The organism is Novosphingobium sp. (assembly GCF_965214355.1).
GTDB lineage: Bacteria > Pseudomonadota > Alphaproteobacteria > Sphingomonadales > Sphingomonadaceae > Novosphingobium.
In genome coordinates, this window is sequence record NZ_CBDCBI010000002.1 from 345636 (window position 1) to 365383 (window position 19748).

General features: G+C 65.7%; 17 protein-coding genes and 1 riboswitch. Of the genes, 10 read left to right on the forward strand and 7 right to left on the reverse strand.

From position 1 onward, the window contains the following. Positions 1–140 precede the first annotated feature (140 nt). Complete coding sequence (gltX, locus tag ACOOE2_RS02220; protein WP_420381393.1) at positions 141–1469, reverse strand: glutamate--tRNA ligase; 1329 nt, start codon at positions 1467–1469, stop codon at positions 141–143. A 95-nt stretch (positions 1470–1564) separates the two neighbouring features. Between gltX and ACOOE2_RS02225 the strand changes: the two genes are divergently transcribed. Continuing rightward, on the forward strand, positions 1565–3187 hold the full coding sequence (locus ACOOE2_RS02225; RefSeq protein WP_420381394.1) for a M20/M25/M40 family metallo-hydrolase: 1623 nt from the start codon (positions 1565–1567) through the stop codon (positions 3185–3187). A 37-nt stretch (positions 3188–3224) separates the two neighbouring features. Here the strand turns inward: ACOOE2_RS02225 and ACOOE2_RS02230 are convergent, their stop codons facing one another. From ACOOE2_RS02230 to ACOOE2_RS02240, 3 genes are read right to left on the reverse strand one after another with little or no spacing between them, the layout of a single operon-like run. After that, positions 3225–3815 (reverse strand): TetR/AcrR family transcriptional regulator, encoded by a 591-nt coding sequence (locus ACOOE2_RS02230; RefSeq protein ID WP_420381395.1) that lies wholly within the window; start codon positions 3813–3815, stop codon positions 3225–3227. Then, entirely contained in the window at positions 3808–5217 is a 1410-nt protein-coding gene (locus tag ACOOE2_RS02235; protein WP_420381396.1) for an efflux transporter outer membrane subunit, read from the reverse strand. Before ACOOE2_RS02235 ends, ACOOE2_RS02230 begins: the two co-directional genes overlap by 8 nt. Positions 5218–5236: 19 nt before the next feature. Continuing rightward, a complete protein-coding gene (locus tag ACOOE2_RS02240; protein WP_420381397.1) occupies positions 5237–6850 on the reverse strand; it encodes a DHA2 family efflux MFS transporter permease subunit in 1614 nt (537 codons plus the stop codon). A gap of 85 nt (positions 6851–6935) precedes the next feature. On the opposite strand from ACOOE2_RS02240, the gene ACOOE2_RS02245 reads away from it, so the two are divergent. Both ACOOE2_RS02245 and ACOOE2_RS02250 read left to right on the forward strand, forming a co-directional pair. Next, a complete protein-coding gene (locus ACOOE2_RS02245) occupies positions 6936–8066 on the forward strand; it encodes an HlyD family secretion protein (protein WP_420381398.1) in 1131 nt (376 codons plus the stop codon). 15 nt (positions 8067–8081) lie between these two features. After that, the gene (locus tag ACOOE2_RS02250; RefSeq protein WP_420381399.1) at positions 8082–8888 is read left to right on the forward strand and encodes an SDR family NAD(P)-dependent oxidoreductase; all 807 of its coding nucleotides are present in this window, start codon (positions 8082–8084) and stop codon (positions 8886–8888) included. 152 nt (positions 8889–9040) lie between these two features. Here the strand turns inward: ACOOE2_RS02250 and ACOOE2_RS02255 are convergent, their stop codons facing one another. Further along, positions 9041–10708, reverse strand: a complete 1668-nt coding sequence (locus ACOOE2_RS02255; RefSeq protein ID WP_420381400.1) for an NAD+ synthase — start codon at positions 10706–10708, stop codon at positions 9041–9043. A 275-nt stretch (positions 10709–10983) separates the two neighbouring features. Here ACOOE2_RS02255 and ACOOE2_RS02260 point away from each other — a divergent pair, with 275 nt between their 5' ends. Next, entirely contained in the window at positions 10984–11919 is a 936-nt protein-coding gene (locus ACOOE2_RS02260) for a ribose-phosphate pyrophosphokinase (protein WP_420381401.1), read from the forward strand. On the opposite strand, the gene ACOOE2_RS02265 is transcribed toward ACOOE2_RS02260, so the two are convergent. Then, on the reverse strand, positions 11916–12209 hold the full coding sequence (locus ACOOE2_RS02265; RefSeq protein WP_420381402.1) for a hypothetical protein: 294 nt from the start codon (positions 12207–12209) through the stop codon (positions 11916–11918). The two genes, ACOOE2_RS02260 and ACOOE2_RS02265, sit on opposite strands and share 4 nt — an antisense overlap. Before the next feature lie 80 nt (positions 12210–12289). Between ACOOE2_RS02265 and ACOOE2_RS02270 the strand changes: the two genes are divergently transcribed. The 4 genes from ACOOE2_RS02270 (at position 12290) to rplT (ending at position 14912) form a co-directional block, all read left to right on the forward strand. Then, entirely contained in the window at positions 12290–13069 is a 780-nt protein-coding gene (locus ACOOE2_RS02270) for an inositol monophosphatase family protein (RefSeq protein ID WP_420381403.1), read from the forward strand. Positions 13070–13091: 22 nt separating this feature from the next. Further along, positions 13092–13209, forward strand: a riboswitch (SAM-I-IV-variant riboswitch). 68 nt (positions 13210–13277) lie between these two features. Continuing rightward, complete coding sequence (locus ACOOE2_RS02275) at positions 13278–14186, forward strand: homoserine O-succinyltransferase (protein WP_420381404.1); 909 nt, start codon at positions 13278–13280, stop codon at positions 14184–14186. Between the two features lie 147 nt (positions 14187–14333). Continuing rightward, complete coding sequence (rpmI, locus tag ACOOE2_RS02280) at positions 14334–14537, forward strand: 50S ribosomal protein L35 (protein ID WP_420381405.1); 204 nt, start codon at positions 14334–14336, stop codon at positions 14535–14537. 12 nt (positions 14538–14549) lie between these two features. Continuing rightward, positions 14550–14912: a 50S ribosomal protein L20 gene (gene rplT, locus ACOOE2_RS02285; RefSeq protein ID WP_420381406.1), complete on the forward strand. Its 363-nt coding sequence runs from the start codon at positions 14550–14552 to the stop codon at positions 14910–14912. Between the two features lie 144 nt (positions 14913–15056). Here the strand turns inward: rplT and katG are convergent, their stop codons facing one another. Beyond that, positions 15057–17243, reverse strand: a complete 2187-nt coding sequence (katG, locus tag ACOOE2_RS02290) for a catalase/peroxidase HPI (protein ID WP_420381407.1) — start codon at positions 17241–17243, stop codon at positions 15057–15059. A gap of 214 nt (positions 17244–17457) precedes the next feature. On the opposite strand from katG, the gene ACOOE2_RS02295 reads away from it, so the two are divergent. Further along, on the forward strand, positions 17458–18480 hold the full coding sequence (locus tag ACOOE2_RS02295; RefSeq protein ID WP_420381408.1) for an NAD(P)H-dependent flavin oxidoreductase: 1023 nt from the start codon (positions 17458–17460) through the stop codon (positions 18478–18480). A 33-nt stretch (positions 18481–18513) separates the two neighbouring features. Next, a complete protein-coding gene (locus ACOOE2_RS02300; protein WP_420381409.1) occupies positions 18514–19734 on the forward strand; it encodes an MFS transporter in 1221 nt (406 codons plus the stop codon). The last annotated feature ends 14 nt before the right edge of the window (positions 19735–19748 follow it).

A 19748-nucleotide genomic window follows, 5' to 3' on the forward strand; every position in this document is an offset into this window, starting at 1 on the left:
GGGCGCAAAGCCGATCGGCTGGTTTACGCGACTTGAACGGCGTGTTTCGTAAAAAGCTGACGCTCACATCAACGACGCTGAATGTCTTGAGTTGGTTGGTAACCGCCGATACGCCTTCTGACGGCATTCGCTTCCGCGCCCTAGGTAAGCAATCTCGCCAGCGCCTCGTCCCGGCCAATCAGCGGCAGCAGCGCCTTCATATCCGGCCCATGGTCCATACCCGTCAGCGCCTGGCGCAGCGGCAGGAACAGCGGCTTGCCCTTTCGGCCGGTCCGGTCTTTCAGCATGGCGGTCAGGGCGCTCCATGGATCCTGGGTCCAGTCGCTCGTTGCGGCGCAGGCGGCGGCTTCGGTCAGGAATGCGCGCGTTTCGGCGTCGAAATCGGGCGCCGCGATCGGGCCTTTGATCACCTGCCACCAGTCGGCCGCTTCGGACACGCGGGTCAGGTTGGGGCGGATTGTCAGCCACGTTGCCTCGTCCATGCCCGCCGGCAGCCGGTCGGCGACGCGGGCGAACGGCAGGCGGTGGATGACGCCGGCGTTGACGCGCTCGAGCTCGAGCTCGTCGAACCGCGCGGGCGCGCGGCCGAAGCGGGACAGGTCGAAAGCGCCGGCGAGGTGGTCGGCATCGAGGGCGGGGTCGACCGGGTCCGATGTGCCCAGCCGCGCGAGCAGCGCGATCAGCGCTTCGGGCTCGATGCCGCTTTCGCGCAATTCGGCCACGCCCAGCGATCCCAGGCGTTTCGACAGCTTGCCCTCGGTGCCGGTCAGCAGCGCCGCGTGGGCAAAGTGGGGCATATGATCACCCAGTGCCTGGAACATCTGCACTTGCGTCGCGGTGTTCGACACATGGTCTTCGCCGCGCAACACATCGGTCACGCCCATCGCGATATCGTCGATGACGCTGGGCAGCATGTACAGCCACGATCCGTCGGCGCGGCGCACCACCGGGTCGGACATCGTGCGCGGATCGAATGTCTGGGGGCCGCGGATGCCGTCGTCCCACGTGATCTGCGTGTCATGATCGAGCAGGAAGCGCCAGTGCGGTGCCTCGCCGGCTGCGGCGCGCGCGGCATGGTCGGCATCTGTCAGGTTCAGCGCCGCACGGTCGTAGATTGGCGGCAGCCCGCGCGACAACAGCACTTTTCGCCGCAGGTCGAGTTCGGCTTGCGTTTCGTAACAGCGATAGACGCGTCCGTCGGCAATCAGGCGGTCCATCGCCGCCTGATAGATCGCAAACCGCGCCGACTGGCGTTGTTCGTCATCGTAATCGAGCCCGAGCCACGCGAGATCGGCGCGGATGGCATGGACATGCTCCTCGCGGCTGCGTTCGGCATCGGTATCGTCGATGCGCAGCAGGAACCGGCCACCGTGGCGCCGCGCCAGCAGCCAGTTGTTGAGCGCGGTGCGGATATTGCCGACATGCAGCGTGCCGGTGGGCGAGGGGGCGAAACGGGTAACGATCGTCATGTCTGCCCTATAGCGCGCCCGTCGCGGAGCGCCATTGCACATGTGCGGCGGGTGGGTAATCTGCGCCGATACCCATTCACGAAAGGATCGCCCCCGTGGCCAGACGTCTTGCCATCGCCGCCATGTTGACTGTGGCCCTGCCGATGACGGCCCTGCCGCTGCCCGTGCTGGCCGAGCCTGACCACAGTCCCGCTATCGCAAAAATCATCGACGAGGGCATGAACCGCAGCCAGGTGATGATCAATGCATCCGCGCTGATGGACGGGGTCGGGCCGCGCCTGACCAATTCGGACAACCAGCGCAAGGCGACGGCCTGGGCGGTCGCGCTGCTCAAGAGCTATGGCCTGGCGAATGTGCACGAGGAACCGTATTATTTCGGGCTCGGCTGGAATCTCGACAGCTATGCGGTGGCGATGGTCAGCCCCCGCGTGCTGCCGCTGACGGTCATTCCGGTGGCCTGGTCGCCGCCGACGACGGGCACCCTGGTCGCGCCGGTGATCGTCGCGCCGATGGCGAAGGAAGAGCATTTCGCCAAATGGAAAGGCAAGCTGGCGGGCAAGATCGTGCTGGTGTCGATGCCCGGCACAACCAGCGAGAGCAAGGACCCGGTGTTCGAACGCTATAGCGACAAGGCGATCGGCGAACTCGATCATTTCGATCAGCCGACGTACGATCCGCTGAAGCAATCGGGCTGGATGAAAGCGCTGACGTTTTCCGAAAAACTGAGCGCGTTCCTGAAATCCGAAGGCGCGGTCGCGGTGGTGCGCCGGTCGGGCCGCGATGGCAAATTGGTCTCTGGCGAAGGCTATGCGTTTCAGCCCGGGCACACGCTGGCGCTGCCGACGGTGCAGATGGCGCAGGAGGACTACCGGCGGCTGGTGCGGCTGGCGATTACGGGCCCCGCGCCGCAGATCAGCGTGACGGTCGCGGCGCATTATGACGCAAAAAACCTCGAGGCGAGCAACATCGTCGCCGAAATCCCGGGCAGCGACCCGCGCGCCGGCGTGGTCATGGCCGGCGGCCATTTCGACAGCTGGATCGCGGCCGATGGCGCCAGCGACAACGGCGCGGGCACGGTCGCGGTGATCGAGGCGGCGCGCCTGATCCATTCGCTTGGGCTCAAGCCGAAGCGCACGATCCGCATCGTGCTGTGGACCGGCGAGGAACAGGGCGAACTGGGCTCCCTCGCGTATGTCAGCCGGCATTTCGCCTCACGCCCGGTCGACCCGGCGCTGACCGACTGGCACCGCGAAGACGCCTGGGCCAAAGCCTTTCCGATCACGCCCAAGCCCGAATACGCCGAGCTGAAAGCCTATTTCAACATCGACAACGGCTCGGGAAAGCTGCGCGGCATCTATACCGAAGGCAATGCGGGCGCGGGCACGCTGCTGGGCGAATGGCTGGCGCCGTTCAAGTCGATGGGCGCGGGCACGCTGGTGGCGAGCAGGACCGATGGGACCGATCACGAGAAATACCAGGCGATCGGCCTGCCCGGGTATCAGTTCATCCAGGATCCGCTCGATTACGAGAGCCGGGTGCACCATTCGACGCTCGATACGGTGGACCACATGCGCGGCGATGACATGCGCCAGATGTCGGTCGTGCTGGCAGGGGTGCTGTGGGAAGCGGCGACCAGCGACAAGGAACTGCCCCGCCCGCAGATTCCGACCCAGCCCGTGCCGACCGATCCGTTCAAGGTCGCCGATCCGGACGATTGACCCTTGGTTTGGCCCCTCCCCTGAAGAGGAGGGCTTTTCAAGCAGCGTCCAACCCCAGCCGTTCGCGCAGCGCGGCGCGGCACGCTTCCAGCCACGCCAGGCCATCGGCTTCGGCGTCGAACGAGCGGGCCATGCTGACCGCGCCGATCATTTCGGCCATGACCGATGCTGCGAGTTGCTCGGGCCCTGGCTTGCCCATTGCGGCCAGCGCGGCGGCGATGGCCGCGCGGAACCGCACCACGCCCGCCTGGTAGCGGGCGCGCGCCGCGTCGGGCATGCGCGCGGCTTCGCTCGACAGGCCGGGCAACGGGCAGCCCTGGTCGCGCACGCGCCAGGCCTGGGGCGCCAGGTAATAGTCGATCAGCCCAGACAGCCCTTTTGCGTTGGCGCCTGCTCCGATGAACCGTTCGAGCATCCGGCTGCTGTCTTCGAACATGCGCCCGATCGCGTGATCGACGAGGTCATCGCGTGAGGTGAAATGTGCGTAGAAGCCGCCATGGGTCAGCCCGGCGCGTTTCATCAGGTCGGCCACGCTGACGCCATCGGTGCCCGACAGGCGCAATGCGCGCGCCGCTTCGTCCAGGATGCGTGCGCGGGTCCGTTCCTTGTGCGTGGTCTTGTCAGCCATGATCGACTCCATATCCGCCGCCCAACGCACGTGTCGTCGCCAGCGATGCGCGCGCGGCCATTGCGCGAGCCTGTAGCAGATTGTCCGATGCATCGAGCAGCGCGCGATCGGCATCGAGCACTTCAATCAGCGCGACGGTGCCCGCGCCATAGGCCTGCTGCGCCTGGTCGCGCGACCGGGTCAGCGCCGCGACCTGTTGTTCGCGGATCGTCACTTCGTTGCGCCCCTGGGTCAGCGCGACCATCGCGTTTTCGACATCGGCGGTCGCATGCAGCAGGGTCGCGCGGTATTGCGCCATCGTTTCGGCCTTGTGCCCGCGGGCCTGTTTCACTTCGGCGTCGATACGCCCGAAATCGAACAACCGCCAGCGCAGCGCTGCCTGCCCCGTGGTCGCCACCGCGCCGCCGCTGAGGAACGACGCGCCGCCGACGCTGGCGAACCCCAGCAGCCCGCTGAAGCTGAGATGCGGATAGTATTCGGACAGCGCCGCGCCGATCTGCGCATTGGCCGCGACCATCCGGCTTTCGGCGGCGACCACATCGGGGCGCCGGCGCATCAGGTCGGCAGGGATTGCGCTGCCGCTGGGCTGTGGCGGAGCGGGGATCGCGCCGGTCTGTGCCAGCGCCGGGTCGGCCACGCCTGCCTGTTGCCCGGTCAGCACGTCGATCGCGTTGATCTGCGCGGCGATCGCGCCGCGCAACCGCGGAATGCGCGCAGCCACGCCATCACGGTCGCCGGTCGCGCGCAGGACATCGCGCGGCGCCGACAGCCCTTGCTCTTCGCGCGCCCGGATCAGCGTCACAAGGTTGTCGGCGACCGTGTACTGCCCTTGCGCGACCTGCACTTGCGCCTGAAGCCCGCGCAGTTGCAGATAGGCATCGACGGTTTCGGCCTCGACACCCAGCCGCACGGCGGCGGCATCGGCAATCGTGCCCGCCAGCCCGGCACGCGCCGCCTGCTGCTGACGCGTCAGGCCGCCGAACAGATCGATTTCCCACGAGGCCTGAACGCCCGCCTGATACAGCTCGTAATTGCGGGGGAAGCCCAGTTCGTGCGACGCGGCGCCAAAGGGCGTGTGCAGCGACTGGCGATCGGCCTCGGCACTGCCGGCGGCATCGAGCGTTGGCAACAGCCGCGCGGTAGCGCCGCCGGCCATCGCGCGTGCCTGCTGGATGCGCGCGGCGGCGGCGGCCAGGTCGTAATTCTGCGCCAGCGCGCGCTCGACCAGGCCATTCAGCACGGGATCGCCAAAATGCTGCCACCATGCCGCATCGGCAGCCGCGAGTGGCTGATCGGCGGAATAGGCGGGGCGCAGATCGGCCACGGGGGGCGTGTATTTCGGCCCGACGACACAGGCCGACAGCGCCGATGACAAAAGCAGGGTGACCAGGATGCGGTTCATGACAGATATCCTTTAAGTATCAGTGGCCAGCGGCTTCGGGCGGGGGCGGGGTGGCGCCGGGCGGAATGCGGCAGAACGGCACGAGCACCAGCGCGCCGATGAACATCCATGCCATCACGCGAAAACAGTCGTCGAACGCCAGCGTTGCCGCCTCGCGCCCGACCACTTGCGCAAACACCCCGCGCGCCATTTCCATGGCTTGCGCGGGCGCCGCTGCGTGCGGGGCCATGCCGGTGGCGAGGCCGTTCAGCGCCTGGTTGGCCAGCGTGCGGCTGTGGCCCATCGCCTCGCCCAGCCGGGCGGCGGCGATGCGCGTGTCATCCTGCAGCCAGGTGTTGACCACCGCGATGCCGATCGCGCCGCCCAGATTGCGCATCAGGTTGAACAGTCCGGATGCTGCGCCAAGCTCGGCCGGACCGAACGACGACAGCGCCATCGTCACGCTCGGCACGATGCACAGCATCAGCGCGAGGCCGCGCACCGCTTGCGGAAACGCCAGTTCCCAAAACCCCCACTGGCTGGTCATCTGCGACGTCAGCCAGAGGCTCCATGCAAACAGCGACAGCCCGGCGGTGATCATCCAGCGCATGTCGACCCGCTGGCTGAGCGAGGAGGCGATGAACACGCTGACGATCTGCGCCACGCCGACCACGAACACGGTCGTGCCGATCTGCAGCGAATCGTATCCGCGCACCCGCGCCAAGAACACCGGAATCAGATAGATCGACGAATACATGCCGAACCCGACGACCAGATTGAACAGGCAGGCAAACGCGAAAATCGGCTTGCGAAACGGCTTCAGGCTGACCAGCGGGCGCGCGGAGAAAAACGCGCGCTCCAGGAACAGCACCAGCGCGACGAGCGCCAGCCAGCCGACAATCGCGATCGTCGGATCGCCGAACCAGTCGTGGCGCGGACCTTCTTCGAGCACATATTCGGCGCCGCCGAGCATCATCGCCATCGCGACGAAATGCGCCCAGTCGATCTGGCGCAGCAGCGCAGGGTTTGGCCGATCAACGCGGATGATGACCGCCGACACTATGGTGACGATGATGCCGGGCACGATGTTGACGAAAAACAGCCAGCGCCAATCGAAACTCTGCGTGATCAACCCGCCGACCGTCGGCCCCAAAGTGGGCGCGATCACGCTGATCGTGCCCAGGATCGCCGGAACCATCGCGCGCTGCTTGCCCGAAAACAGCCCGAACCCGACCGAAAAGATCAGCGGCACCATCGCTCCGCCGGTAAACCCCTGCAGCGCGCGAAACGCGATCATCGACGGCATATTCCACGCAAGGCCGCACAGCAGGCTGGAAAACGTGAACATCCCCGCCGAAGTCACAAACAGCCAGCGCGTCGAGATCGCGCGCGCCAGATAGGCCGACAGCGGGATCATCACGAGCTCGGCCATCAGGTACGCGGTCTGGACCCAGCTCGCCTCGTCGGGCCCGGCGGACAGGCCCGCCTGCACATCGCGCAGCGACGCCGACACGATCTGGATGTCGAACAGCGCCATGAACTGACCCACCGCCATCACGCCGAAAATCATGAATTTGCGCGCATCGGGCATCGCGGCCGGATTGTCGGCCCAGTCCGTTTGCGTTGCGAACAGACGTTTGAACAGGGATGTCATGGCGTCCGGCAACTCCGCGCTTGAAATATGATGGATAGCATATATATGAAGACCATCATTTACGCAAGAGCGAAGGAAACCGCCCATGGCAGCGCAGGCCGCAGACAGTGTCGAGGCAATCGACCAAGCCGCAATGGCGCCGACGCCGACCCGCCGCCGCGTGCCGCGCGCGGCGCTCGCGGCCGGGGTCGCGCTGATCGTGGCGGCAGCCGGCGCTGCGTATATCCTGGCCGAACCATCGGCCGAATCGACCGACGATGCCTATGTTGCGGCAGACACCACCAGCGTCGCCCCGCGCATCCGGGGGTTCGTCACGCAAGTGCTGGTGCGCGACAACCAGACCGTGCGCGCCGGCGATCCGCTGGTGACGATCGATCCCGAGGAATTCGACGCACGGCTGGCGGCGGCCAGATCGGGTGTTGCCGATGCGCAGGCCAATGTCGCCGCTGCGGCGGCCGCCCTGGTCGCATTGTCGGCGCAGGAACGCGCCAGCGATGCCACCGTCGCCTCGACCGCAACCGGCATCCGCTCCGCCCGCGCCGATGCCGCCCATGCCGAAGCGGACAAGGCGCGCTATGACGCGCTGGTCGCCTCGGGCGCCGTCGCCAGGCGCGATGCCGAAACCTATCGCACCACCGCCGTCGGCGCCGAACAGCAGGCCGCGCATGCCAGCGCGCAACTGGCCGTGGCCAGAAGCGAGGCCGGCGTCACCCGTGCGCAGCGCCCGGGGCTGGAGGCGGCGGTGCAAAAGGCGCAGGCCGCGTTGCTCAATGCGCGCGCCGCGCTGGCGCTGGCCGAACAGGACCGGCGCCACACGCAATTGACCGCGCCGGTCGACGGTGTGATCGGCAATCGCCACGTGCGCGTCGGCGATTATGTCCAGCCCGGCACGCTGTTGCTGACCGTGGTGCCGATGCAGGCGCTGTATATCACCGCGAATTTCAAGGAAACGCAGATCCGCCGCATGGCGCCGGGCGAAGCGGCGACGATCGCGGTCGATGCGCTGGGAGCGAAGACCCTGCGCGGCACCGTCGACAGCCTCGCCCCCGGATCGGGATCGACATTTTCGCTGCTGCCGTTCGAGCCGGGCACCGGCAATTTCACCAAGATCGTCCAGCGCGTGCCGGTGCGCATCCGCCTCGATCCCGACCAGGCGGGGCTCGACGTGCTGCGCCCCGGCCTGTCCGTCACTGCCAAAGTCCGCCTTCCCTCATAACTACGGAGCAAACCCATGACCGAATCCTTCAAAGGAACAGCTTTCGTTACCGGCGCCTCGTCGGGCCTTGGCGCGATCTACGCCGACCGTCTGGCCAAACGCGGCTACGACCTGGTGTTGATCGCGCGCGATCAGGCGCGGCTGGAGGCGCTGGCTGCCAGGCTGCATCGCGACACCGGCAGCCGCGTCGTCGTGCTGCCGGCCGACCTGAGCGATGCGGCGCAGATCGCGCATGTCGCGCAGACCATCGCGGCCGCGCCCGACATCGCGCTGCTGGTCAACAACGCCGGGATTTCGCTGACCGGCACGTTGGGCACGTCATCGGCCGAAGAGGCCGCGCGCCTGGTCATGGTCAACGTGCTGGCGCCAACATTGCTGGCGCAGGCGGCACTGCAGGCTTTCAAGACCAAAGCGGCGGGCGCGATCATCAACATCGCCTCGGTGTTGGCGCTGGCACCCGAAATGTTCGACGGGGCGTACAGTGGCACCAAGGCGTACATGCTCAATCTCAGCCAGGGCCTGACGCACGAGACACAAGGCACCGGCATCCATATCCAGGCCGTCCTGCCCGGCGCCACGCGTACCGAAATCTGGGAACGGTCGGGCAAGGATGTCGATGCCATGCCTGCCGACATGGTGATGTCGGCCGACGATCTGGTCGATGCGGCACTGCTCGGGTTCGATCGCGGCGAAACGGTCACGATCCCGCCGCTGCATGACCTGGCAGGATGGGACGCGATGGAGGCGGCGCGGATCGGCCTTGCCGGGCAGTTGTCACGCCGGGAAGTCGCGCCGCGCTATCGCGAGGATACGGCGGTTTAACCCCCGTTATTTTGACCATATACGCTCGTCCTGAGCCTGTCGAAGGATACGCGTGACATGCGAACTTGACGCAACATTTTTTGCGCTTCGGGCAAATGGTCGCGCGTGTCCTTCGACAGGCTCAGGATGAGCGGGGTTGTTATCGGGAAGATTCAGGCGGTGCGAAATCCATGGGTGATCGGATAGCGACGGTCGCGCCCGAAATTGCGCATGCCCAGCTTCACCCCCGGGGGTGCCTGGCGCCGTTTGTATTCAGCCAGGTGCAGCAATCGTTCGATCCGTGTCACGATGGCGCGGTCGAACCCTTCGCCGACGATCTGGTCGACGCTGCGTTCCTGTTCGATCAGATGGTTCAGGATCGCATCGAGCACGCCGTACTCGGGCAGCGAATCCGAATCCTTCTGGTCCTCGCGCAATTCGGCGCTCGGCGGCTTGATGATCACGTTTGCCGGCATCACCGGGCCATCAGGGCCCAGGCCGATCTTGGGCCGGCGCGTGTTGCGCCAGGCAGAGATTGCAAAAACCGTGGTCTTGTACGCATCCTTGATCGGATTGTACCCGCCGTTCATGTCGCCATAGATCGTCGCATAGCCGACGCTCATTTCGCTCTTGTTGCCGGTGGTGACCAGCATCGGGCCGAACTTGTTCGACAGCGCCATCAACGTGGTGCCGCGAATGCGCGATTGCAGGTTTTCCTCGGTGGTGTCGGCCGCGCGGTCGCCGAACACGGGCGCCAGCATGTCGGTGTACCCGCTGACCGCCGCCTCGATCGGGATCGTATCGAGGCGCGTGCCCAGCAGCGCGGCGCAGGCAGCCGCATCGTCCAGGCTTTCCTGGCTGGTATAGCGGCTGGGCAGCATCACGCACCACACCCGGTCTGCGCCGAGCGCATCGACCGCAATCGCTGCGGTGATCGCCGAATCGATCCCGCCCGACAGCCCGAGCACGACGCCGGGAAAGCCATTCTTGTTCACATAATCGCGCAGGCCCAGAACCATCGCGCAGTAAATGTCTTCGGGATGTTCGGTCGATTCGGTCATGTCGCCGGGCGAACAGCGCCAACGGTGGCCGTTTCCGACCGCCACGCGGCTCCATTCGGTGCGCACGACGGCTTCTTCCCAATCGGGCGCCTGCACCCATAGCGCGCCCTCGGGCCCGACGACAAAGCTGCCGCCATCGAACACCAGCTCGTCCTGTCCGCCGATGCGATTGACGAATGCGAGCGGAATACCGGTATCGATCGCGCGGCGTTTGGCCACGCCATCGATGCGCAGCACGTTCTTGTCGATCTCGTAGGGACTGCCATTGACGCAGATGAACATTTCCGCGCCAAGTTGCGCCAGGTGGCGGCACACATCGGGCTGCCAGATATCCTCGCAGATCGGCAGGCCGATCATCGCGCCCTTGAACAGCACCGGCTCGGGCAGCGGGCCGGGCAGGAAATAGCGTTTCTCGTCGAACGTGCCGTAATTGGGCAATTCGTATTTGAACCGCACCGCAGCAATCCGCCCGCCCTCGAGCAGTGCCACGCCATTATGCAGCGCCCCGTCGCGCACGAATACGCTGCCGACCAGCAGCGCCGGGCCGCCATCGGCGGTATCGAGCGCCAGCTTTTCCAGCTCCTGCGCGGCGCGTTCGACCAGCGCGGGCTTCAGGATCAGGTCTTCGGGCGGATAGCCGATCAGATGCATCTCGGGGAACACGATCAGGTCGCTGTCCGATGCCTGCGCCCGCACGCGCCGCACCGACGCCGCATTGGCGGCCAGGTCGCCGACCTGCTGGTTGAGTTGCGCCAGGGTGATGATCAATTTATCTGCCATGGGCCCTGTACTACGGTCAAATCGGTGCACGCATCAAGCGCTGTCCACGTCTGTGCTGAAAGTGCCACCCACCGCCCCGCACCCCCGGCCCATCCGCCCACACGGTACCTTGAATGGGTGGATGGGCCGGGGGTGCGGGGCGGTGGGTGGCGCTTTAGAGCATCGCAAATGTTGCAATGTTGTCACCATGGGCTTAGGCGCGCCCAACAAGGACTCGGCGTGTGCACGGATGTTGGGGTCGGCATCGGGCAGCACCAGACGAAAGCAGGCACCAGATGAAAATCATGTCGGGCAATGGCAATCTGCCGCTCGCACGCGCCATCGCGGCCTATCTCGAAATGCCATTGACGCATGTTTCGGTCCGGCGCTTTGCCGATGAGGAAGTGTTCGTCGAAATCCACGAGAACGTGCGCGGCGAAGACGTGTTCCTGGTCCAGTCGACCAGTTATCCGGCGAACGACAATCTGATGGAACTGCTGATCTGCATCGATGCGCTGCGCCGTGCCTCGGCCAAGCGGATCACCGCGGTCGTGCCCTATTTCGGCTATGCCCGCCAGGATCGCAAGCCCGGCCCGCGCACGCCGATCTCGGCCAAGCTGGTCGCGAACCTGATCACCACCGCGGGTGCCGACCGCGTGCTCGCGGTCGACCTCCACGCTGGGCAGATCCAGGGTTTCTTTGATATTCCGACCGACAATCTGTTTGGCGCGCCGGTGATGGCCGCCGATATCCAGACGCGCTATGGCGACGATGGCCTGATGGTCGTCTCGCCCGATGTCGGCGGTGTGGTCCGCGCCCGCGCGCTTGCCAAACGGTTGAACAACGCGCCGCTGGCCATCGTCGACAAGCGCCGCGATCGCCCCGGCCAGTCCGAAGTGATGAACATCATCGGCGAAGTCAAAGGGCGCATGTGCATCCTGATCGATGACATCATCGATTCGGGCGGCACGCTGTGCAACGCGGCGCAGGCGCTGATGGATGCCGGCGCCAAAGGCGTTGCGGCGTATATTACCCACGGCGTGCTGTCGGGCGGCGCGGTCGCGCGCGTCGGCAATTCCGCGCTGAAGGAACTGGTGATTACCGACACGATCCTGCCGACCCAGGCGACGATCGACTGCGACCGTATCCGCCTGTTGACGATCGCCCCGCTGATCGGCGAGGCGGTGCGGCGCACGGCAGACGAAAGCTCGGTCAGCTCGCTGTTCGATTAAACCGGCTTCACCGAGCGATTGCCGTCGTGCTTGGGCGGCACCGCCTGCGCAGCCGTGCGGTTCTCGATAAACGCCGGCGATAGCTGGCGTTCCAGCGCCCGGCAGACGTTGGCGTGATCGATCAGCGCGCGCGACATCGCCTCCAGGATACCCGCGTGCAGGCGGCGTTCGCCGGCCAGCAGGAACCGCACCGATCGTTCGCTCATGTCCAGGGCCCCGGCCGCAGCGGTCTGGCCGCCGATGCAATCGACTGCCTGGCGAAACAAATCGATCTGTGTGGCGTCATCCATGCGCCGCCGTTCGCACGGGCACGCTGCGCCGGTCAAGGCATGCCCTTGACCACCGGCGCGTGCATGGCCATGCCCACCTCATGAAACTCGACGCCGAAATCGCCCTCGCCCACCGCCTCGCCGATGCCGCCGGCGCCGCGATCCGCCCGCATTTCCGCGTGGCCGCGTTCGAGCGCAAAGGCGACCAGACCCCGGTCACCGCCGCCGACCGCGCCGCCGAACAGGCGATGCGCGCAATCCTGGCCACCGCCATGCCGGCAGACGGTGTGATTGGCGAGGAATACGGCGTGGCGCCGGGCACTTCGGGGCGGGAATGGGTGCTCGATCCGATCGACGGCACCACCGGGTTCGTTGCCGGGCGGCCGCTGTTCGGCACACTGATCGCGCTGCTCGTCGACGGCTTTCCGGTGCTCGGCGTGATCGACCAGCCGATCCTGGGCGAACGCTGGGTCGGCGTGGTGGGCCAGCCTACGCTGTTCAACGGTCGCGAAGTGCGGACCCGTGCCTGCCCGGTTCTGGCCGAGGCCTCGATCGCCACCACCGGCCCGCATTATTTCAGCAATCACGACGGCGAACATTTCATGGCGCTGGCCGCGCTGACCGATCACAAGCGCATGGTCATGGGCGGCGACTGCTACAACTACGCGATGCTGGCCAGCGGCCATCTCGATATCGTGTGCGAATCCAATCTGAAGGTTTACGACTGGGCCGCGCTGGTTCCCGTCGTGGAAGGCGCCGGCGGGGTCATGGCCGACTGGAACGGCGATCCGCTGCGCCTGGGTTCCGATGGCCATGTGATCGCGCTGGGCGATCCGGCGCGGCTTGACGACGTGGTCGAAGGTCTCGCCGGCTTGCATTGAGCCGCGCGCGCGACTAGATCGCATCCAGCATCAAGAGTTGGAGGTCAAATCCTCCAACGCCAACCTGCCGGCAACCGGGCAAGGTGGCGCCTTTCAGCGATGAACGGGATGTGGCCGCAGCGGCAACCCTACGGAGCCTCAACGCGTCCCCATTTCTTGCATCGTGCGTCGCCGCGCTGCCGATTTCCGGCACCATGAGGACAAGCACGTGCCCATTCGTATTGCCGATACGCTGCCCGCCCGCGCCACGCTCGAAGCCGAAGGCGTGATCGTGATGGCCGAGACCGAGGCGGCGCGGCAGGACATCCGGCCGCTGCGCATTGCGCTGCTTAATCTGATGCCCGACAAGATCACCACCGAAACGCAGATTGCGCGTGTGCTGGGCGCGACACCGCTGCAGATCGAATTCGAACTGCTGCGCATTTCCGACCATGTCAGCAGGAACACTGCGGCCGGCCATATCGCCGAATTCTACCGCCCGTGGAGCGAAGTGCAGGACGAGAAATTCGACGGGTTGATCGTCACCGGCGCGCCTGTCGAAACGATGGCCTATACCGACGTCACCTATTGGGACGAGATGACGCGCATTCTCGACTGGAGCCAGACCCACGTCCACCGCGTGCTGACGCTGTGCTGGGGCGCGATGGCCGCGCTGTACCACTTCCACGGCGTCGACAAGCATGGGTTGCCCGCCAAGGCCTCGGGCGTGTTCCCCCACAGCAACCTGGTGCCCGCCTCGCCCTGGTTGCGCGGGCTTCCCGACCGCTTCGACGTGCCGGTCTCGCGCTGGAGCGAAGTGCGCGCGGCCGACCTGCCTGCAGGCCGCGGGTTGACCGTACTGGCGCACAGCGACGAGGTCGGGCTGTGTCTGGTCGATGACCCGGCGCACCACGCGCTGCACATGCTCAACCACCTGGAATACGACACGCTGACTCTCGCGCACGAGTTTTCGCGCGATGAAGGCGCCTATGTGCCGCGCCACTATTTCCCCGGCGACGATCCGGCCGCGCGCCCGTTCAACACCTGGCGCGGCAACGGGCACATCCTGTTCGGCAACTGGATCAACGAAGTCTATCAGACCACCCCGTTCGACCGCGCCGAGATCGGCACGCGATAATCGGCCCGCGATAAAATGGCCTGGCCGCTTGCCTTTTGTCCGGCTTGTGCCTATGCGCCCCAGCTTCATCCGGCACACCGATGAGACTCGCCTGGCCACAAGGGCTGCCACGGCGGGTTTAGGAGGCCGAACCCAAAGGAGACCAAAATGCCCAAGCTCAAGACCAAGAGCGGTGTGAAGAAACGCTTCAAGATCACCGCCACCGGCAAGATCAAGCACGGCGTGGCCGGCAAACGCCACCGCCTGATCAACCACAATGCAAAGTACATCCGTCAGAACCGCGGCACTTCAGTGATTTCCGATGCAGACGCAAAGGTGATCAAGAAGTGGGCGCCCTACGGGCTCGGCTGAGGAGACTGACAGATGACCCGTATCAAACGCGGCACGACGACCCGCACCAAGCACAAGCGTCTTCTTGATGCCGCCAAGGGCTACCGCGGCCGGCGCAAGAACACGATCCGCGTCGCACGCCAGGCCGTCGAAAAGGCCGGCCAGTACGCATACCGCGACCGCAAGGTCAAAAAGCGCACATTCCGCGCGCTGTGGATCCAGCGTATCAACGCTGCCGTCCGCGCCGAAGGCCTGACCTATTCGCAGTTCATCCACGGCACCAAGCTGGCCGGGATCGAACTCGATCGCAAGTCGATGGCCGACCTGGCGATGAACGAAGGCGGCATCTTCACCGCGATCATCGCCCAGGCGCGGGCTGCTTTGCCGGCTGCCTGATTGCTGCGATTGCCGAACGAAAAAGGGCGCCGTCTGCAAAGACGGCGCCCTTTTTTTATCGTGCTCGTCATTCCGGACTTGATCCGCAACCCATCGTGCCCTTCGCGCGGGCGGATCGGGTCCGCCCTGGCGCCCGGGACAGGGTCATCCCGCCAGATCGAACCGGTCGGCGTCCATCACCTTTACCCACGCCTTGACGAAATCGTCGACAAACCGTCCGTGCGCGTCATCGGTGGCATAAACTTCGCTCAACGCGCGCAGTTGCGAATTCGATCCGAAGATCAGATCGGCACGGCTGCCGACCAGATCGGCTTTGCCGGTCTTGCGATCGAACGCGGTGAACACGCCGGGTTCGGTTTCGCGCCAGGCGTGGCTGGTGCTGGCCGCTATCAGCGTGCGGAAGAAATCGTTGCCCAGCACGCCGACGCGATCGGTGAACACGCCCAGCACGCTGCCGCCGGTGTTGGCGCCCAGCACGCGCAGGCCGCCTGTCAGCACGGCCAGTTCAGGCGCGGTCAGCCCGAGCAATTGCGCGCGGTCGATCAGCAGCTCTTCTTCGGACCGCAAGGCTTTGATGTTGCGATAGTTGCGCAATCCATCGGTCGTCGGCTCCAGCACGGCAAAGGACGCGATATCCGTATCGTCAGCCGTTGCATCGGTCCGGCCCGGGGTGAACGGCACGGACACCGGATGCCCGCCCGCGCTGGCCGCGTTTTCGATCGCGGCCGCACCGCCCAGCACGATCAGATCGGCCATGCTGACCCGTTTGCCACCCGGTGCCGACGCATTGAACGCCTGCTGGATGCCCTCCAGCACAGTCAGGGCCTTGGCCAGTTCGGCCGGTTCATTGACCGCCCAATCCTTTTGCGGCGCCAGGCGGATGCGCGCGCCATTGGCACCGCCGCGCTTGTCCGAATGGCGGAACGTCGAGGCCGAGGCCCACGCGGTCGCGACCAGCCGCGACACCGACAGCCCGCTGTCCAGGATCTGCGTTTTCAACGCGGCAATGTCGGCCGTATCGATCACGGCATGATCGAGCGCCGGCAGCGGGTCCATCCAGATTCGCGGCTGCGTCGGCGCTTCGGCGCCCAGATAGCGCACGATCGGGCCCATGTCGCGATGGGTCAGCTTGAACCACGCTTCGGCAAAGGCCTGTGCCAGTTTCGCCGGATTGCGATGATAGTCCTCGCATATCACGCGATAGGTGGGATCGACGATCAGCGCGATGTCGCTGGTGAACATCATCGGCTGATGCCGGATGCTGGCGTCATGCGCATCGGGCACGGTGCCCGCGCCTGCATTGCCCTTGGGCTGCCATTGGTGACCGCCGGCCGGGCTGAACGTCAGTTCCCAGTCATAGCCGAACAGCGCGTCGAAATAGCCATTGTCCCAGCGGATCGGATCGGTCGTCCACGCGCCTTCCAGCCCGCTGGTGATTGCGTCGAACCCTTTGCCGGTGCCGTTCTTGCTGATCCAGCCGAAACTCTGCGCCTCGATCGGTGCGCCTTCGGGTTCCGGCCCGAGCAATTTGGCATCGCCGTTGCCGTGTGCCTTGCCGAACGTGTGTCCGCCTGCGATAAGCGCGACGGTTTCGGCGTCGTCCATCGCCATGCGCGCAAAGGTGTCGCGGATGTCGTGCGCAGAGGCCTGCGGATCGGGCGTGCCGTTGGGGCCTTCGGGATTGACGTAGATCAGGCCCATCTGCACCGCGCCCAGCGGATCGGCCAGTTCGCGGTCACCGCTGTAACGCTGTTCGCCCAGCCATTCGCTTTCCGGCCCCCAGTAAATGTCGGTTTCGGGCTCCCAGATGTCTTCACGCCCGCCGCCAAAGGCCACGGTGGGCAGGCCCATCGATTCGAGCGCGCAATTGCCCGTCAGGATCATCAGGTCGGCCCAGCTGAGCGAGGCGCCATATTTCTGCTTGACCGGCCACAGCAACATCCGTGCCTTGTCGAGATTGACGTTATCGGGCCAGGAATTGAGCGGGGCAAACCGCTGGTTGCCGGTGCCGGCCCCGCCGCGTCCGTCGAAGATGCGATAGGTGCCCGCGCTGTGCCACGCCATGCGGATGAACAGCGGGCCGTAATGCCCGTAATCGGCCGGCCACCAGTCCTGGCTATCGGTCATCAGCGCAAAAATGTCGGCCTTTACCGCTGCCAGGTCGAGTTTGACGAATGCGGCGCGATAATCGAAATCGGCAGGGAGCGGATCGACTTTGCGCGAATGCTGCGCAAGGACCGACAGGTCCAGCCGGTTTGGCCACCACACGGCATTGGCAACGGCGGCCTGGCTGATGCCGGCTTGGAACGGACACTTGCTTTCGGCATTCATGGCTTGATCCTCTCGTGATGCGTTGGGAGCATGGTAGCAGCCCGCGGGTAATCGACTAAACGGTATAAAATCGTCAGAGAGATCGCCTTGGTCGATTATTTGCAATAGGCTGACCGATGCGTGGCCCTTGCCCCGTTGGGCCTGCCGCCGTAAAGGTCGCGCCAAACAGCCCGCGTCAGGGTTATAATCCGTGCATCTAGGAATTGACATCAGCATGACCGCCTATTCGAAAACAGCGGCCCTCATGGCACGTGGCGCACAATTCCTGGGCAGCGACTATGCGGTGATGTGCGGCGCGATGAGCTGGGTTTCGGAACGGCATCTCGTCTCCGCGATCAGCAACGCCGGTGGTTTCGGCGTGATTGCCTGCGGGGCAATGACGCCCGCGCTGCTCGATGCCGAGATTACCGCGACCCGCGCGATGACCGATCGTCCGTTCGGCGTAAACCTGATCACGATGCACCCCGCGCTGACCGACCTGATCGCGGTCACCGCGCGCCACCGCGTCAGCCATGTCGTGCTGGCCGGGGGTATCCCGCCCAAAGGCAGTGTCGAGGCGATCAAGGCCTTCGGTGCGAAAGTCATCGTGTTTGCGCCGACACTGGCGCTCGCCAAAAAACTGTTCCGCAGCGGCGCCGACGCGCTGGTGATCGAGGGCAGCGAAGCGGGCGGGCATATCGGCCCGGTGTCGACCGGCGTGCTGGCGCAGGAATTCCTGCCGGCGCTGGCGCAGGAGCATATCGTGTTCGTCGCCGGCGGCATCGGCCGGGGCGAAGCGATGGCGAGCTATCTGGAAATGGGCGCGGCGGGCGTGCAACTGGGCACGCGGTTTGCAGCGGCAACCGAATCGATCGCGCATCCGCTGTTCAAGACGGCGTTCTTTCGTGCCAATGCGCGCGATGCGATCACGTCGGTGCAGGTCGATCCGCGCCTGCCGGTGATCCCGGTGCGCGCCTTGAAGAACAAGGGCACCGAGGAATTTACCGCCAAGCAGATCGAAGTGGCGCAGGCGATCGACGCCGGCACGCTCGACATGATGGCCGCGCAGCTGGAAATCGAGCATTTCTGGGCGGGCGCCCTGCGCCGCGCGGTGATCGACGGCGATGTCGAGCGCGGCTCGGTCATGGCCGGACAATCGGTCGGGCTGGTGACGGAAGAACTGCCCGTGGCGCAGATCCTGGCCAATCTGCTGGGCGAATGCGAAGGCGCGCTGCAAAAGCGGTTGCAGCCTGCCTGACATTTCCGCATCTCCTCGCAGGGGGAGAATTCGATGTCACACCACGCCCGACACCGCGCATCCATGGGCTTTGTCTTTGCCATCGTGCTGATCGACATGCTGGGGTTCGGCATCGTCATTCCGGTGCTGCCCGGGCTGATCATGCACCTGACGCATAGGCCGATCAGCGCTGCGGCTGGGTATGCCGGGTGGCTGGGGGCAGGGTACGCCGCGATGCAGTTCGTCTTCGCGCCGATCATCGGCAATCTGTCCGACCGGTTCGGGCGGCGTCCAGTGCTGCTGGCGTCGATCCTGGCGCTCGGGCTCGATTATCTGCTGCAATTTGCAGCGCCGGTGTTCGGCTGGCTGATCGTCGGACGCCTGCTCGCCGGGGTTACCGGCGCCAGCTATTCGGCGGCTTATGCCTATATCGCCGACATCACGCCGCCCGAACAGCGCGCGGCGCGTTTCGGCATGATGGGCATGGCGTTCGGCATCGGCTTCGTGGTCGGCCCGGCGCTGGGCGGGATCGTCGGCTCGTACGGCGAACGGCTGCCGTTCCTGGCCGCCGCCGTGCTGGCGCTGCTGAATTTCGGATTCGGGCTGGTGTTCCTGAAGGAATCGCTGCCGCCTGCCGACCGGCGCCCGTTCGACTGGCGCACGGCCAATGCCCTGGGTGCGCTGCGCGCGCTGCGCCGGCAGAACGAGACCGTGCTGTGGTTCGTCGCGGCGCTGGGCACGTGGCAACTGGCGCATATCGTCTATCCGGCGGTGTGGTCGTTTATGGCGATTGCGGCTTATGGCTTTACCGCGCGCTCGATCGGGCTGGCGCTGGCGGTCGTCGGGCTGACATCGGCGCTGGTGCAGGGGGTGTTGCTCGGCCGCGTGCTGCCGCGCCTGGGCGAACGCCGCGCGGTCATGCTCGGCGTCGGCGGGATGTGCGTGGCCGCGGTGCTGTATTGCATCGCGACCACGACCGGCATGGTCTATGGCGCGATCGTGGTCGGATCGGTGGAGGGGTTCGTGCAGCCGTCGATCTCGGGCCTGAGCAGCCGCGCAGTCGATGCGCGCAGCCAGGGCGAACTGCAGGGCGCGGTCCAGTCGATCGGATCGATCGCACAGATCATCGGCCCGCCGCTCTATGCGCAGACGCTGGCGCATTGCAGCGGCGCCGACGCATGGATTTATCTGCCGACGATGCCGATGCTGCTGTCGGCGGCGATCGGCCTGGTGGCCCTGGGGTTGTTCCTGAAAGGCGCGTCGAAGCTGGCGTAAGCCTCCTCGTTTCC